The following is a 16,309-nucleotide window of genomic DNA, read 5'->3' as shown; positions in this document are numbered from 1 at the left end:
ACTTACGATAGATATACACATGGCAGAGCCAAATGAACTGATCTTTCAAAGTAGCTTTATGGGGATCAAACGAAATAACTGGCTTGTATGACAATAAGATATGGGATGATCTGAATGAGCGATAAATCGAATCAAATGCAAGACTTGCGTGGAGAATTTGTGCAAAAGGAAAAACCTGAGCAAAAGCTAGGTGAACAGGGAATTCGCGAGCTGAAGCAGGCATTGAAGTCTTCCCATACACAATGGTGGGATGTAAGATGTTTGGTTCCTGTGAGCAACACTGACGGGGATGTTTCTGATGAAATTTGGGATGAACAGACTCGGATCGCGGCGGAAAAGGGCATACGCGAGGCCGCCTTACTCCTCCAAGCTGGAGAGACGGTAGCCTTTCCTACGGAGACCGTGTACGGCCTGGGGGCCGATGCTCGTAGTACAAAAGCGGTGGAGGCGGTATTCACTGCCAAAGGGCGCCCCTCCGATAACCCGCTCATTGTACATATTTCTGATGCTGATCAATTAGAGGGTATGGTAGCAGAAATAAATGATACAGCCCGAGCGCTGATGAATATGTTCTGGCCGGGACCGTTGACTCTCGTATTGCCAGTGGTGCCGCAGGCACTGTCATCGCGTGTGACAGCCGGACTGGACACGGTTGGTGTACGCATGCCGGATCATCCGATAGCGCTTCGTTTGATCGCTGAAGCGGGTTGTCCGCTGGCTGCGCCAAGCGCCAACCGGTCGGGAAGGCCCAGCCCCACCCTTGCACAGCATGTGCGGGAGGATCTGGAGGGCCGCATCGGCGGCATTTTAGACGGAGGTCCCACGGGGGTGGGGCTGGAGTCCACGGTGGTGCAGGCGGGTGACGACGGAACCGTCACCATTCTGCGTCCCGGCGGCGTGACGGCCGAGCAGCTCGCTGCGGTTGCTCGCGCTGTCGTGCTGGACCCGGCGTTGGCCGCTACGCCTGGGGAAGACGCGGACAGCCCGGCGCCGCGCTCACCGGGCATGAAGTACACGCACTACGCGCCGCGAGGCCGCTTGAGCGTGGTACAAGGCCCGTCGTCCGTTGAGGTGACGGGCTGGATTCGCGCCGCGCTGGTGGAGGCTTCCGCGCGCGGGGAGCGCACGGCAGTGCTCGCGTTCGACGAGCATGCCGCCGGCTACGCCGGAGAGCGCGTCTACACGCTAGGCAAGCTGGACGCGCTCCATGAGGCAGCGCAGCGCCTGTATGGCGTGCTGCGCTGTTGCGACGAGGACGGCGTCACCTACATTTTGTCGGAATCCTGTCCGCCGAAAGGATTGGGAGACGCCGTCATGAACCGCCTGCTTAAAGCGGCAGGTCACCGAATCGTCCGCTTGTAGCTTCTGTCGAATCAGAGCCTCTTATATTAAATTTTCCTCCTTCCTCGTCTCGGTATGGGGTACTTTCAGTGTATGCTTGTACTGATTTCCCCCTTGTCCGCATAACGTGTACAAGAACAGACGGATAATGGAGGGATGGAGTATGCTGGCAGCCTCTGCCCATGCCGGGCAGGTTGTAACGATTCTGATCATGGCGGTAGCGCTAGGAATGGATGCGTTATCGCTGGGCGTAGGGATCGGCATGAAGGGGATACGCCTGCGAGACGTGCTGCGCATCAGTACTGTTATTGGCTTTTTTCACATTCTGATGCCATTGCTGGGAATGTTCACAGGCCATTATATGAGTTCTTTATTAGGTCATGTGACGGCCTACTTCGCAGGGGGTCTACTCATCCTTTTGGGCGGGCATATGGTGTATAATTCCTTTAAAGGGGACGGCGTACAGGTGTTGGATCATCGTTCGCCTTTAGGCCTTTTGCTGTTTGCACTTGGGGTGAGCGTTGACTCATTTTCTGTAGGAGTGTCACTGGGTATGTTCCAGAGTGATCTGGTGCTGTCCGTTCTGGCGTTTGGTTTTTGCGGGGGAGCAATGGCAATGTTGGGCTTGTTGCTGGGTCGCAAGGTCAGCCGCAATCTAGGAGATTATGGAGAAGCAGTGGGCGGTGCCATTTTGCTGGCATTCGGCTTTATGTTTATGTTTTGATTTTAGCGTAGACAGTGTAAAATAAATGCAGGATTATAGTAAGGGATTAGAATTATAGTAATCCTCTGTTTATATATTTTTTTAACATACGGGGGGTGAAAACGTTGAAGAATATCTTATTCGTATGCACAGGGAATACCTGTCGCAGTCCAATGGCTGAAGGGATGCTGCGTAAGTTGGCTGCTGAGCATGGGCTAGAACTGGAAGTGCGTTCTGCGGGAGTAGCCGCGATGGAAGGCACGCCGTTATCCCGACATGCAGAGGCGGTTCTACGTGATCATGATATATCCGATCAGATCACTTCCACCCCTTTGAGCGACGAGCTTGCCGGGTGGGCGCATCTGATCTTAACCTTGACGCAAGGACATAAACAGCACGTAATTCAGCGCTTTCCCCAAACGGCGGGCAAAGTATTTACGCTTAAGGAATATGTGGAGAACCGGGATGCGGTGTTGAATGATGTACAGGAGTTGGATGGTTTATATGCTTCACAGCAGTTGATGGCTTCACTCGGACAAGAGCTATCGGCGCAGGAGCGTGAACGAATGATTGAATTACACCAACGGATTCCGGGCTTTGATATTTCTGATCCGTTTGGCGGTTCGCGGGAAGATTACGATGTCACAGCTGCGGAAATCCGTACGGCGCTGCATAAGCTGCTGGACAAGCTAAAGGCTTCTTCCGAATAAAATTGGTATTACTCATCTGTTTGTACGGAATCTGTTGATTTTCGGCGGTTAATCCGTTAAGATAAGGTGGAAAAATGAGAATCCGATGTGACTGGCGACAAAAGTGGGATTAACCACGATGGAGCATCGGATATACGGCCGGTCGCCTGGGCAAAAGAGCAATTCCACATAGGTGTGGACTGCTCTTTTTTTCATATACAAGTTATGCCAGATTTTTAGCTGAGAGTTGATTCCATTAAAGGTTCTTCCATTTTTTCTGCTCGAAATCTGAAACATCGGCTATAATATAGTCAGATTGTGATCAGGAGAGAGTGTGTTGAACTTGGGGCATGAGACCGTGCCTAGTCTCTGAGAGGCTGTTCAACCAAAGGAGGTTCCAATGGTGGAACAATTAGATCATGAGATTCCGCTGGAAGCACAGACCACTTCTGTCGTGCGGGAAATCGCAGAAGCAGCCAGTCTCAAGGCTGGTCGCCTGCTGGTTATTGGCGTTAGCACAAGTGAAGTGGCTGGAAGTCGGATTGGTACGGCGGGAGCGCTCGATGTGGCTCAGCAACTGTTGTCTGGAGTAGAGTCCGTTCGCAGGGAGTATGGCTTTGATGTGGCGTTTCAATGCTGTGAGCATTTGAATCGAGCGCTGGTCGTTGAACGGGCTGTGCTGGAGCGATTGGGACTGATGGAGGTTGCAGCTGTTCCTGTTCGTACAGCAGGAGGCTCTATGGCTACCGTCGCCTATCGTTCTATGATCGACGCGTGTTTGGCGGCGAACGTGCAGGCTCATGCCGGGATAGACATCGGCGAAACGCTGATTGGCATGCATCTGCGCCCCATTGCCGTTCCGTTTCGCCCAAGCCTTCGCTGGATTGGCGAAGCACGTGTGACAGCAGCGTTCACCCGTCCTCCACTTATTGGCGGACAACGGGCGGTGTACAGTCTGGAGCAAGAAGTCGGCGGAAACTGCGATTAGCATTTGGCATGGCGGCATGTTTGTACTAATCTTTTTTGCATTGATGATGAGGTACCCAACAGAGGAACAGGCGTTTGCTTGTATACCCAACAATTGACTATGGAGAGGGAGTAATCAATCATGATGGAACACCTGCGTAAAAGTGACCCGGCAGTGATGGAAGCAATGGGACTTGAACTGAAACGGCAACGCCACAATATCGAGCTAATCGCATCCGAGAACATTGTCAGTGAAGCAGTAATGGAAGCCATGGGCTCCGTGCTGACGAATAAATATGCTGAAGGTTATCCGAACAAGCGCTACTATGGTGGCTGTGAGCATGTAGATATCGTTGAAGACATCGCACGTGACCGCGCGAAAGAACTGTTCGGCGCCGAGCATGCTAACGTGCAGCCTCACTCTGGAGCACAAGCCAATATGGCGGTGTATCTGGCAGCTCTCAAACCTGGAGATACTGTACTGGGTATGAATCTGGCGCATGGTGGTCATTTAACACACGGAAGTCCGGTAAACGCCTCCGGCTTGTTGTATAACTTTGCTGCCTATGGTGTGCGCGAAGACAACTTCCGCATCGACTACGATGAAGTGCGCAAGGCAGCCTTTAAGCACCGCCCTCGTCTAATTGTAGCTGGCGCGAGTGCATATCCGCGTACTATTGATTTTGAAGCTTTTGCTTCCATTGCCAATGATGTAGGTGCTTTGTTCATGGTGGATATGGCACATATCGCAGGTCTTGTGGCAGCGGGAATTCACCCAAGTCCAGTTCCGCATGCCCAATTTGTAACAACAACGACACACAAAACGCTACGTGGTCCGCGTGGGGGTCTGATTCTGACTCGTAAAGCATGGGCGCAAGCGATTGATAAAGCTATTTTCCCTGGTACTCAAGGGGGGCCACTGATGCATGTGATCGCGTCCAAAGCGGTTGCTTTGGGTGAAGCGCTCCAGCCATCGTTCAAAACCTATGCGCAAAACGTAGTTCGCAACGCACAGGTGCTGGCTGAAACACTGCTGGCTGAGGGGATTAACATTGTATCTGGTGGTACGGATAACCATCTGATGCTGTTGGATACGCGCAATTTGAATATCACAGGTAAAGAAGCGGAGCATGTATTGGATTCCGTGGGCATCACAGTCAATAAAAACGCGATTCCTTTTGACCCGACCAGTCCATTCGTAACAAGCGGAATTCGTATTGGTACACCTGCTGCAACATCTCGTGGTATGGATGAAGAGGCTATGGTCAAAATCGGTAAAATCATTGCCGAAACCCTTAAAAACCCGAAAGATGATACTGTATTGTCCAAAGCAAGCCAAGCGGTTGGCGAGTTGACAGATAAGTTCCCAATTTATCCAGGAACTCAATACTAATTCATCGACATTCATAATCTTTATGTTATAGGCTGTTTTCCTTCCTTAAGCCGGAGGAGAACAGCCTTTTTTTGCTTCCGAACGACTCGAAACTTACATTTTTGGGTAATAAGCGATTACAGTAAGGGTTTATGGCGCGCGTTCCTTCATGATCTACGACAAAGGAGTGATTGCATTGAGTCAAAGAAAATCCGCGCAATTATTGCAGCAAATCGTATTTGTAGGACCGATGGCGTTGTTTTTCGTCTTGATTATGGTCATTCCGTTCCTGCTGGGGTTGTATTATTCCATGACGAACTGGGATGGAGTATCTGAAAATATTCGATGGCTCGGGCTAGGGAATTACGTTCATATTTTTAGGGATGATCCAGATTTCCGTAATGCGTTCTGGTTTACGGTCCGGTTTACCGTATGTGGTGTCATTCTGACGAACCTGATTGGTTTTTTCCTAGCCTATGCACTTACCAAACCGTTGCGTACCCGTAATGCACTGCGAACTGTATTTTTTATGCCCAATATGATTGGCGGCTTGCTGCTCGGCTTTATCTGGCAATTTATATTTGTACGGGGCTTTTCTGCAGTAGGGGAGGCAACAGGGCTTTCCTTTTTTAAACTGCCGTGGCTGGGTGATGGGCCAACTGCTTTTTGGGGAACTGTCATAGTGTTTGTGTGGCAATATGCAGGTTATCTCATGGTTATTTACATATCCTCGTTAAATAATGTCCCGCATGCCCTTATTGAATCGGCCCAAATCGACGGTGCGAGCCGAAGACAGATTTTGCGTCATATCGTAGTGCCACTTATTATGCCAGCGGTGACTGTCTGCTTGTTCCTGGCGATATCCTGGTCCTTTAAAGTATTTGAGTTGAATTTGGCTCTCACGAAGGGGGGACCTTTCAAGTCGACAGAGTCTGTAGCGTTGGACATATATAATGAAGCGTTTACAAATAATCGACTTGGATTAGGGACTGCCAAAGCTATGATTTTCTTTGTGGTCGTTGCGATCATTACCAGCATTCAGGTGCGTCTCACGAAGAAAAAGGAGGTCGAAATGTAATGGGAAAAACGTCAAACTATCGCTTGGGCACATGGGTTGCTGAAATATTGCTTATTGTGATCGGGTTAATCTTTCTGGTTCCGTTCTATTTTTTGCTCGTAAACTCCGTTAAATCCTTTGGCGACATTTTGGCCCATTCCGCTTCGTGGCCGACAACCTTCCGTTTTGAAAACTATGCTAATGCCTGGAATAAAATAAACTTTCCCACAGCACTGGGGAATTCACTGATTGTCACGATCGTCTGTAATGCGCTTTTGCTTCTAATCAGCTCGATGGCCGCTTACCAGATGGTTCGGCATGACACTCTTTTTAATCGGTTCCTATTCGGTTTGCTTGTGGCTGCGATGGTAGTTCCCTTTCAATCGATTATGTTGCCGCTTATGGAAGTGTCCAACGTATTGAGCTTGAACAACAGTATACCGGGACTGATCTTATGTTATCTGGGTTTTGGAGCGCCTTTATCCGTTTTTCTTTTTCATGGCTTTATTAAAACGGTACCTATTGAGATCGAGCAGGCAGCAAGGGTGGACGGTTCATCCCGGTACGGGGTGTTCTTTCGCATCGTTTGTCCACTGCTGCTGCCTATGTTCGTAACTGTACTTATTTTGAATACCTTATGGATCTGGAATGACTACCTATTGCCTTCGCTCATTTTGAATGATCCTGAGCTGCGCACCATTCCGATTGCAACCTATATGTTGTTTGGTCAGTACACCAAGCAATGGGACTTGGCGTTGCCAGCACTGGTGTTGGGGATCACGCCAGTTGTTGTGTTTTTTCTGGTGATGCAAAAATACATCGTTTCTGGCATTGCAGCCGGTGCGGTCAAAGGCTGAAGGGAGGGATAACCGATGAAAAAAACAGCGTTACTTGTCATCTCCTTGATGGTGCTGCTCGCATGTACACTTGCAGGTTGTGGAAATACGAAGGCTAAACAGAGTGAGACGAAAACAATACACATTTATCAATTCAAAGTAGAGATTTCGGAACCGCTAAATAAGCTGAAGGCAGAATATGAAAAAACGCACCCAGGCATCAAGCTGGATATCCAATCTGTCGGTGGTGGTACGGACTATGGTGCTTCGTTGAAGGCTAAATTCGCATCAGGCGATCAGCCGGACATTTTTACAAATGAGGGCTACCAGGACCGCGATACGTGGTTGGAGTACTTGGAGGATTTGTCGGATCAGCCATGGGTGAAGGTTCTGGACGATTTCGCTCGTAAGCCGATGACGGTTAACGGTAAGATTTATGGACAGCCTATGAACCTAGAAGGATTTGGTTTTGTTTATAACAAGGATTTGTTCAAAAAAGCGGGCATAACCAAACTGCCTCAGACGATAGATGAACTGGAGGAAGCAGCTAAGCGACTGAAAGTGGCAGGGATTATACCTTTTGCTAACGGGTATGCGGAATGGTGGGTTCTGGGGAACCATTTTATCAATATCCCGTTTGCCAGACAGCCGAACCCGGAAAGTTATGTTACGGATTTAAACAAAGGAACGGCTCGCATCCCCGGTAACCCCGTGTTCCATCAGTGGGTGAAGTTGCTTGACCTAACTATAAAATATGGGAACCGCAATCCGCTCACGACGGATTACAATACACAAGTGACACTATTTTCGACAGGTAAGGCTGCTATGATGCACCAGGGGAACTGGACGCAACCGCAAATGGATGGAATTAATTCTAACTTGAATTTGGGTATTCTGCCTGCGCCTATAGACAATGATCCCTCCACAGGAGGTAGACTTGCTGTGGGAGTAGCCTCGAACTGGGTGGTCAACAAAAATTCGCCTGTGAAGCAGGAGGCAAAAGAATTTCTCAATTGGTTGGTCACATCAGAAACAGGCAAGCATTATATCACCAAGGAATTTAAGTTTGTTCCCGCCTTCAAAAGTATCACGTCCAGTGACGAGACGACAGGCGATCTAGGTGCAGAAATATCTCGGTACGTGAGGGAAGGCAAGATATGGAGCTGGAACTTCCAACGCTTCCCGAAGGGACTGAATCAGGATTTAAGCAGTAGTATGCAAGCCTATATCGCAGGGGTGATCACGAAGGATGAAATGCTTCAGCAATTTCAGGAAGCATGGGACAATTTGAAGTATAGATAAAAGAATGATGCAAGAGAATGCAAAGGCTATAGCTCGGGCAGGAAGCTTAAAGTCCACTGGCTTTGACGGTCAAGTGCCGTCAGGGCCTTTTTGATGTGTTTTTTATGTGACAAAAGTCACACCTGAAACGGTCCTATTAAGTATTTTACATGTCATATCTTTCCCTTGACAAAAGGTTGTGGTGGCAGGTGTTAAATCAATCAAGGGAATGTTATAATAAACAGGATTTACAGGCACGCATTGCATCTGTGCTTATTTGGTTTGTACAAATAGGTTACATAGATCCTTTCGACTCAGGATAGTTCGATATGCTGGCGCGAAAGAACGTGACGATAATACCGGAGGGAATATATTATGGCGAAACTGGTGGTTTGCGATCACCCTTTGATCCAACACAAACTTACATTTATCCGCGATGTGCGGACCAACACCAAGGATTTCCGCGAGCTGGTGGATGAAGTAGCAACATTGATGGCTTATGAAATTACACGGGATATCCCGCTGGAAAGCATTACGGTGCAGACACCGGTTGCTGAGACAGAAGGTAAAGTGATTTCGGGTCGTATGCTGGGTCTTATTCCGATTCTGCGTGCAGGCTTGGGTATGCTGGATGGCGTAGTAAAGCTGCTGCCGGCAGCAAAGGTAGGCCATGTGGGACTGTTCCGCGATCCTGAGACGCTGCAACCCGTAGAATACTATACGAAGCTGCCTACAGATGTAACTGAACGCGAATTGATCGTGATTGATCCGATGCTTGCAACGGGTGGCTCGGCAATTGCGGCGATTGATGTGTTGAAAAAGAGAGGCTGCACTCAAATTAAAATGATGAATCTGATTGCTGCTCCTGAAGGAGTCAAAGCTGTGCAGGATGCGCATCCTGATGTAGATATCTATGTCGCTGCTCTGGACGAGCGTCTGGATGATCACGGATACATCATTCCGGGTCTTGGTGACGCGGGAGACCGCTTGTACGGAACCAAGTAGACTGCCTTTGGCGGTTCGGCAAAATCTATGGACGTTATGACAGGTCGTTTTTCTGAATAATGGAAGATCTGTGAAGCGGACATTTATTATGAAAAGGGGTTCAACAGAGAATGTCCAAAATCAAAGTGATGACAATTTTTGGTGTGCGTCCGGAAGCGATTAAGATGGCTCCTCTTATTTTGGAGCTTCAGCGTCACCCAGAGCATATCGAGTCCGTGGTATGCGTTACGGCTCAACATCGCCAGATGCTTGATCAGGTTCTAGAAGTTTTCAATATTCACCCTGACTATGATCTGGACGTAATGAAGGATCGCCAGACCCTGAATGAAATCTCCATACGGGTACTTCAAGGTCTGGAGCCTGTATTGCGTGAGGCCAAGCCCGATATCGTGTTGGTTCACGGCGATACGCTGACCACTTTCCTCGCCAGCTATGCAGCCTTTATGCAGCAGATTGAAGTAGGGCATGTGGAAGCGGGTTTGCGGACGTGGAACAAGCTTTCTCCATATCCTGAAGAAATGAACCGTCAGCTCACAGGCGTGCTGTCTGATCTGCATTTCTCGCCTACTTCTTTATCGGCTGGAAATTTACGGAAGGAAAACAAGCCTGAATCGCGAATATATGTTACAGGCAATACAGTAACTGACGTATTTCAATATACGGTTCGCCAGGATTACGAGCACCCCGTACTGGAATGGGCTCAGGGCAAACGCTTGATTCTCATGACAGCACATCGCCGGGAATCCCAAGGGGAACCACATCGTCAGATTTTTAATGCGGTTAAGCGAATTGCGGATGAGTTTGAGGATATCGCTATTGTTTATCCGGTTCATCCGAGTCCGGCTGTGAAGGAACCTGCATTTGAGATTTTAGGTAACCATCCGCGTATTAAGCTGATTGATCCGCTGGATGTCGTAGATCTGCACAATTTTTATCCGCATACACATCTGATCCTTACGGATTCCGGTGGGCTTCAGGAAGAAGCACCTTCGTTCGGAGTGCCTGTTCTAGTGCTACGTGATACGACTGAAAGACCGGAAGGAATTGAAGCGGGCACCTTGGAACTGGTGGGTACGAGCGAAGAGAATGTGTACAATCGGACCAAGGCACTTTTGACAGATTCCGCGTTGTACGATTCTATGAGTCAGGCAGCGAATCCTTACGGCGATGGACAAGCATCAGTAAGAATTGTCAATGCGATTTTGCACCATTATGGTGTTCAATCCGAACGTCCTGAAGAATTTCACACAATGTTCACAAAAGGTGTTCGTCCGATATAATTATTCTTTACAAGGCAAGCATACAGTTAAACTGTACGGTTACCAAGGGATACAGCAATTTAAGATGCTTTGTCGTTTGATTTTATACTTTAGGGCGCTAAAATATCTCAATTGACAAAGCATCTTATATTTAAGTAAAATGGACTGGAATTGCAGGGGTGACATGGAAAAGTGGTCAAACCTTCCAAGCAAAACAACAACCGAAATAACACCGGAAATGCCTTCAAGGCTATAGGACTGGTGAGCGCGATCGGCATTGATTTGGCGATATGCACACTGGGTGGTTTCTATGCCGGAAAATGGATTGATGCCAAACTTGGTGGCTCCGGAATTTGGATTGGCGTAAGCGTTCTCGCAGGCTTGGTTGTAGGCGCGTTAAGTATTGCCCTTGTGATCGGAAAGGTACTGAGGGATAACCATGAATGAGATGACCCGTATGCAAAAAATGTTATGGATCGTAGCGCTTGGTATTATGGCTCTGTGTTTCCTGGTCTCCGCCTTCATGCCCCAACACCGTGACATTGCTCACGGAATCATTCTGGGAACGGGAGTAAGCTGTCTAAATGTGCTGTATATGGCCTACAAAATTCGACAGGTTGCGAGTGCGGCCGCCGGTGAAAGAAAGAAGAGAGTGTTTGGTATTGGCTTTGGCGTTCGATTAGGGACCTCAATTTTGGCAGTAGTGCTGGCGATAGAATTTCCGGCCTATTTCCATGAGATCGCTGTAATGGCAAGCCTGGTGACTGGGCAATTTCTTCTGTTAATTATAGGCATCATATTCGCGCTTCAGGAAAAATGATAGCTCAACTGAGAAAGGGGTGAGAAAACATGTTGCATGAATCACCGATTATCCAATTGGGCGGGTTTAACATTGACTTGTCCGTCATTATTATGCTGATTGTGACCTGCGCGATTGTATTTGGACTGGCATTTGCTGCAACGCGCAATTTGTCTGTGGACAATCCAAGCAAACTGCAAAATTTTATGGAATGGGTCGTAGAATTCGTTCAAGGACTGATTACCAGCACGATGGATTTGAAAAAAGGGAAGCCATTCCTCTCCTTGGGGATGACGCTGATTATGTTCATCTTCGTGGGGAATATGCTGGGCTTACCGTTCGGGATTGTGACCGAATTCGATAATGCGCAAAGTGCCCAAGTATTTGGACATGAAATCATTCCAGTCAAAGAAGCATTAGAACAAGCACAGGCGTCTCACCCGGGCGAAGCTGCCCATGTAGGCATCAGCTGGTGGAAATCACCTACCGCAGATGCAGGGGTATCGATTGGACTGGCATTGATGATCTTTGTCTTGGTTCATTTCCTGGGGATCTTCCGTAATACCAAAGCTTACTTCAAGCATTACGTTCAGCCATTTCCATTCTTTTTGCCAATTAACTTGATTGAGCAGTTCTCAAAACTGTTGACACATGGTATGCGTCTATTCGGTAATATTTTTGCCGGCGAGGTTTTGATCAGTGTTCTGCTGAAATTGACAGCACTTGGTGTAGGAGGCTGGATTGCTTCCGTATTGGGACTCGTTGTTTGGCAAGGATTTAGTATCTTTGTCGGCAGTATTCAAGCGTTCGTCTTCACGATTCTGACGTTTGTATACATTTCGCAGTCCATTGACACGCATGAAGAAGAGCATTAGACAAGCTCGTTTTCCGGTTTTTAGTTAAGTTCAGGAGTACGCTTCGCTCTTAACTGCAAATACATGTACAATATAAATACACATCACTAAGGAGGATTTTTAAAATGGGAGTTTGGGCATATATCGCAGCTGCAATCGCAGTAGGTTTGGGCGCTTTGGGCGCAGGTATCGGTAACGGTCTGATCGTAAGTAAAACAGTTGAAGGTATCGCTCGTCAGCCTGAAGCAAAAGCAACGTTGCAAACGGTAATGTTTATCGGTGTAGGTCTGGTCGAAGCCCTGCCAATCATCGGGGTCGTTCTGGCATTCATTTTCTACGCAGGTGCTTAATTGAATGGAAGCAAGGTTTGGCGGGGAAGGCACAGCCATCCGCGCCTTCTTTGTTCGTTTGAACATGAAAGATCCAGAACCGACGTTCACCGGAAAGGAGTGACTTCAATTGAGTTTAAATTGGACAAGTATCGTTTTCACAATCATTGCATTTTTGATCTTGTACTGGTTACTGACGCGTTATGCATTCGGCCCTCTCTTTTCCGTTATGGAGAAGCGGCGTCAGCTTGTATTACAGCAAATGAATGAAGCGGCACAGACGCGTGAACAGGCTGCTGCTTATGTTGAGGAGCAAAAGCAGGCTCTCCAGCAGGCACGTAAGGAAGCGTACGACATTATTGAGCAGTCAAAACAAACAGGTAACAAACAAGCGGAGCAAATTATTGTTCAGGCTAAAGACGAAGCTGTCCGCCTGAAAGACGAAGCTGTTCGTGAAATCACAAGCGAGCGTAATAAGGCGGTTGCCGAACTGCGCAGCGAAGTGGGTAAAGCTTCGGTACAAATTGCTTCCAAACTGATTCAAAAGGAAATCAAGGAAGACCAAGTCCAGGGAGAGCTTGTCGACCAATACCTTAAAGAGGTAGGAGGCAAAGCATGAGCCGGGATACGGTAGTAGCCAAACGGTATGCGAAAGCTTTGTTTGAAGTGGCAGAGCAGGAACAGACCATTATGGAAACCGAGCAGGAGCTACGTGCTTTTGTAGAGGCTGTATCGGGGGATGCTGAAATCCGTAAATTCATTAATTCTCCTAACATTACGGAAGCGGTCAAGCTTCAAGTTCTGGCTAACAGTTTTGAAGGCAAGCTTTCTGCCTCGCTAATTAACACGATCAAGCTGTTGATTCAGCGTAGTAGAGCAGATTTGTTTGAATCTCTCCTTGCCGGATACCTCGATATTCAGGAATACAAGCTGGGAATTGCTCATGCAAAGGTGTATTCGACTTATGCTTTAAGTGATCAGGAAAAAACAGCGGTAGCCGAGGAATTCGGAGCCCGTGAACATAAAACAATCCGTGTAGAAAATATAGTGGACCCGAGTCTACTAGGCGGATTGAAAGTGGTTATCGGCGATACACTGTACGACGGCAGTCTGGCCGGCAAGCTGGATCGTCTCGAGAAATCCTTTAACAGACGAGTATAGAAGATAGGGGTGAACACACTTGAGTATCAAACCTGAGGAAATCAGTTCATTGATTAAAAGTCAGATTGAACAATATAAAAATGATATCGAGGTCGTTGAAGTCGGCACTGTTGTTGAAGTCGGCGACGGTATTGCCCGCGTCTACGGACTGGAAAAAGTTATGGCCGGTGAATTGGTTGAATTCGACACTGGCGTATTGGGCTTGGCGCTCAACGTGGAAGAAAGCAATGTCGGTGTTGTTATTTTGGGTCAATTCTCCGACATTCGTGAAGGCGGTCAAGTAAAACGTACAGGTCAGATCATGCAGGTCCCTGTAGGGGAAGCATTGATCGGACGTGTAGTTAACCCACTGGGACAACCAGTAGATGGTAAAGGGCCGATTGCTACAACAGAATTCCGTCCAGTTGAAAGTCAGGCTCCAGGCGTTATGGCCCGTAAATCGGTACATGAGCCTATGCAGACGGGGATTAAAGCTATTGATGCGATGGTTCCGATTGGTCGTGGTCAACGTGAGTTGATCATCGGTGACCGTCAAACAGGTAAAACTTCTATCGCAATCGATGCAATTTTGAACCAAAAAGGTAACGGCATGAAATGTATTTATGTCGCTATTGGTCAAAAACAATCCACGGTAGCTCAAGTTGTTGAAACATTGCGTCGTCACGGTGCGCTGGAATACACGATTGTCGTTACGGCATCTGCTTCCGAACCATCACCATTGCTGTACATTGCTCCTTACTCTGGCTGCGCCATGGGTGAGTATTTCATGTACAAAGGCGAGCATGTCCTTGTAGTATATGATGACTTGACTAAACAAGCGTCAGCTTATCGGGAACTGTCTCTGTTGCTTCGTCGTCCACCAGGTCGTGAAGCGTATCCGGGTGACGTTTTCTATCTTCACTCTCGTTTGCTGGAACGTGCAGCGAAGCTAAATGATGAGTTGGGCGGCGGATCACTTACCGCATTGCCGTTCATCGAGACACAGGCTTCCGACGTTTCTGCATATATTCCAACCAACGTTATTTCCATCACGGATGGACAGATCTTCTTGGAAGCTGACTTGTTCTATGCAGGGCAACGTCCGGCGATCAACGTAGGTATTTCCGTATCTCGTGTAGGTGGTTCAGCTCAGATTAAAGCGATGAAAAAGGTAGCAGGTTCCCTGCGTCTGGATCTTGCTCAATATCGTGAGCTTCAAGCGTTCTCCCAATTCGGGTCCGACTTGGATAAATCCACAAAAGCCCGTCTGGATCGCGGCGCGCGCATGATGGAAATTCTGAAACAGGGTGTTAACCAACCGCTTGCTGTAGAGCAACAAGTAGTGAGCTTGTACACTGCTGTAAAAGGCTTCCTTGATGATATCCCTGTAGCGGATGTAAAACGTTTTGAAAAAGACTTCCTGTCTTTCATGGTGTCTGACCATCAGGACGTGCTTCAATCTATCCGCGACACGAAAGACTTGGTTGCTGATAACGAAGCGGCTTTGAAGGCGGCTATCGAGAAATTCAAAAAATCATTCGCCACGTCGGTTTAATACATTGGAATTTGTCTGTTTATGATGAAAGATGTCCTAAGGAAGCGTGCCCTCCGGGTTTTGGCTTCCTTGGCATGTTTTACCCTCAATAACAGGCCCTTTAACATATGTCCGGCTGGATTTGAATCTTACGAAGTGCTTGGACTTGGCCCAAGCTAAGGGATTGCTTACGAAGTTAGCTTTGGCTTTGCTGGAGCTTAAAGGTGGTGAAATCATGGCAAAAGGTATGCGCGAGATTAAACGTCAGATTAAAAGTGTGCAGAGTACGAAGCAGATCACGAAAGCGATGGAAATGGTCGCTGCATCCAAGCTGAGAAAAGCTCAGGAGAAAGCGGAGTCGGCTCGTCCTTACTCGGAAAAGCTTAAGGAAGTTGTGAGTAGCATTGCTTCTGGAGCGAATAACATCAAGCATCCAATGCTGGAAACGCGTCCGGTTAAAAAGACTGCTTATCTCATCATTACATCTGATCGTGGTCTGGCTGGTGGTTATAACGCCAATATTTTACGACAGGTTACGCAGACGATTTCTGAACGTCACCGTTCACAGGATGAATTTGTGATTTTCATCATTGGACGAAAAGGACGGGATTATTTCAGACGTCGTGAATTTCCTATCGCTGAATCGGTAACAGATCTGTCGGATACACCTGCTTTTGCAGATATCAAAACAATTGCAAGCAAGGCTGTACAAGGCTTTGAACTTAAAGAATTTGATGAGCTTTATCTATGCTATAACCGCTTTGTCAACGCATTGACTCAAATTCCAACAGTTGACCGTCTGTTACCAATGGCAACACTGGATTCAGCTACAGCTTCATCCTCAATTAACTATGAGTATGAGCCTTCACCAGAAGGAGTGCTGGAAGTATTGCTGCCGCGTTACGCGGAAACGCTCATTTACGGCGCTTTGCTGGATGGTAAAGCTAGTGAACTGGGAGCGAAGATGACGGCGATGGGATCTGCTACGAAGAATGCTTCCAAGTTAATTGGTGAGCTTTCCTTGACCTATAACCGTGCTCGTCAAGCGGCTATTACCCAGGAAATTACGGAAATCGTTGCAGGGGCAAGCGCTCAGTCTTAATCAGGCTTGTTGCGACTGTTTTATAGCAGGGTCTACACTATT

At 47.8% G+C, this 16,309-nt stretch carries 18 protein-coding genes and 1 riboswitch; all 18 genes read left to right on the top strand.

Features of this window, described 5'->3' with window-relative positions; translation table 11 throughout:
* Positions 1–114 precede the first annotated feature (114 nt).
* The 18 genes from KAI37_RS23820 to atpG all read left to right on the top strand — a co-directional run bounded on the left by KAI37_RS23820 (position 115) and on the right by atpG (position 16,267).
* Positions 115–1,362, top strand: coding sequence for an L-threonylcarbamoyladenylate synthase (locus tag KAI37_RS23820; protein WP_220030338.1), 1,248 nt, complete (start codon positions 115–117; stop codon positions 1,360–1,362).
* 142 nt (positions 1,363–1,504) lie between these two features.
* A complete protein-coding gene (locus KAI37_RS23815; RefSeq protein WP_023990719.1) occupies positions 1,505–2,065 on the top strand; it encodes a manganese efflux pump MntP in 561 nt (186 codons plus the stop codon).
* A gap of 104 nt (positions 2,066–2,169) precedes the next feature.
* Positions 2,170–2,754: a low molecular weight protein arginine phosphatase gene (locus KAI37_RS23810; protein ID WP_220030337.1), complete on the top strand. Its 585-nt coding sequence runs from the start codon at positions 2,170–2,172 to the stop codon at positions 2,752–2,754.
* A gap of 77 nt (positions 2,755–2,831) precedes the next feature.
* Positions 2,832–2,913: riboswitch (ZMP/ZTP riboswitch) on the top strand.
* A gap of 220 nt (positions 2,914–3,133) precedes the next feature.
* The gene (locus tag KAI37_RS23805; protein WP_071643359.1) at positions 3,134–3,721 is read left to right on the top strand and encodes a TIGR01440 family protein; all 588 of its coding nucleotides are present in this window, start codon (positions 3,134–3,136) and stop codon (positions 3,719–3,721) included.
* 120 nt (positions 3,722–3,841) lie between these two features.
* On the top strand, positions 3,842–5,092 hold the full coding sequence (locus KAI37_RS23800; protein ID WP_013312336.1) for a serine hydroxymethyltransferase: 1,251 nt from the start codon (positions 3,842–3,844) through the stop codon (positions 5,090–5,092).
* 175 nt (positions 5,093–5,267) lie between these two features.
* Complete coding sequence (locus tag KAI37_RS23795; RefSeq protein WP_076294025.1) at positions 5,268–6,149, top strand: carbohydrate ABC transporter permease; 882 nt, start codon at positions 5,268–5,270, stop codon at positions 6,147–6,149.
* Positions 6,149–6,985: a carbohydrate ABC transporter permease gene (locus KAI37_RS23790; protein ID WP_220030336.1), complete on the top strand. Its 837-nt coding sequence runs from the start codon at positions 6,149–6,151 to the stop codon at positions 6,983–6,985. Before KAI37_RS23795 ends, KAI37_RS23790 begins: the two co-directional genes overlap by 1 nt.
* Before the next feature lie 15 nt (positions 6,986–7,000).
* Complete coding sequence (locus tag KAI37_RS23785) at positions 7,001–8,266, top strand: ABC transporter substrate-binding protein (RefSeq protein ID WP_220030335.1); 1,266 nt, start codon at positions 7,001–7,003, stop codon at positions 8,264–8,266.
* Between the two features lie 354 nt (positions 8,267–8,620).
* Positions 8,621–9,250, top strand: coding sequence for a uracil phosphoribosyltransferase (upp, locus tag KAI37_RS23780; protein ID WP_013312332.1), 630 nt, complete (start codon positions 8,621–8,623; stop codon positions 9,248–9,250).
* A 110-nt stretch (positions 9,251–9,360) separates the two neighbouring features.
* The gene (gene wecB, locus KAI37_RS23775) at positions 9,361–10,530 is read left to right on the top strand and encodes a non-hydrolyzing UDP-N-acetylglucosamine 2-epimerase (RefSeq protein ID WP_013312331.1); all 1,170 of its coding nucleotides are present in this window, start codon (positions 9,361–9,363) and stop codon (positions 10,528–10,530) included.
* A gap of 171 nt (positions 10,531–10,701) precedes the next feature.
* A complete protein-coding gene (locus KAI37_RS23770; RefSeq protein WP_013312330.1) occupies positions 10,702–10,956 on the top strand; it encodes an AtpZ/AtpI family protein in 255 nt (84 codons plus the stop codon).
* Complete coding sequence (locus tag KAI37_RS23765) at positions 10,949–11,329, top strand: ATP synthase subunit I (RefSeq protein ID WP_013312329.1); 381 nt, start codon at positions 10,949–10,951, stop codon at positions 11,327–11,329. The genes KAI37_RS23770 and KAI37_RS23765 overlap by 8 nt, the downstream gene beginning before the upstream one ends.
* Before the next feature lie 29 nt (positions 11,330–11,358).
* On the top strand, positions 11,359–12,183 hold the full coding sequence (atpB, locus tag KAI37_RS23760; RefSeq protein WP_028542178.1) for a F0F1 ATP synthase subunit A: 825 nt from the start codon (positions 11,359–11,361) through the stop codon (positions 12,181–12,183).
* A 104-nt stretch (positions 12,184–12,287) separates the two neighbouring features.
* Complete coding sequence (gene atpE / locus KAI37_RS23755; RefSeq protein ID WP_007432750.1) at positions 12,288–12,512, top strand: F0F1 ATP synthase subunit C; 225 nt, start codon at positions 12,288–12,290, stop codon at positions 12,510–12,512.
* Between the two features lie 109 nt (positions 12,513–12,621).
* Positions 12,622–13,110, top strand: coding sequence for a F0F1 ATP synthase subunit B (gene atpF, locus KAI37_RS23750; protein ID WP_023990709.1), 489 nt, complete (start codon positions 12,622–12,624; stop codon positions 13,108–13,110).
* A complete protein-coding gene (locus tag KAI37_RS23745) occupies positions 13,107–13,652 on the top strand; it encodes a F0F1 ATP synthase subunit delta (protein WP_013312326.1) in 546 nt (181 codons plus the stop codon). Before atpF ends, KAI37_RS23745 begins: the two co-directional genes overlap by 4 nt.
* 19 nt (positions 13,653–13,671) lie before the next feature.
* Complete coding sequence (gene atpA, locus KAI37_RS23740) at positions 13,672–15,186, top strand: F0F1 ATP synthase subunit alpha (RefSeq protein WP_013312325.1); 1,515 nt, start codon at positions 13,672–13,674, stop codon at positions 15,184–15,186.
* Between the two features lie 214 nt (positions 15,187–15,400).
* Positions 15,401–16,267 (top strand): ATP synthase F1 subunit gamma, encoded by an 867-nt coding sequence (atpG, locus tag KAI37_RS23735; protein WP_071644416.1) that lies wholly within the window; start codon positions 15,401–15,403, stop codon positions 16,265–16,267.
* The last annotated feature ends 42 nt before the right edge of the window (positions 16,268–16,309 follow it).

This window comes from Paenibacillus sp. S25, assembly GCF_019454085.1.
In the GTDB taxonomy this organism is placed as follows: Bacteria; Bacillota; Bacilli; order Paenibacillales; family Paenibacillaceae; genus Paenibacillus; species Paenibacillus polymyxa_B.
The sequence above is the reverse complement of the archived record's forward strand: the minus strand, read 5'-3'. Positions and strand labels throughout refer to the sequence as shown.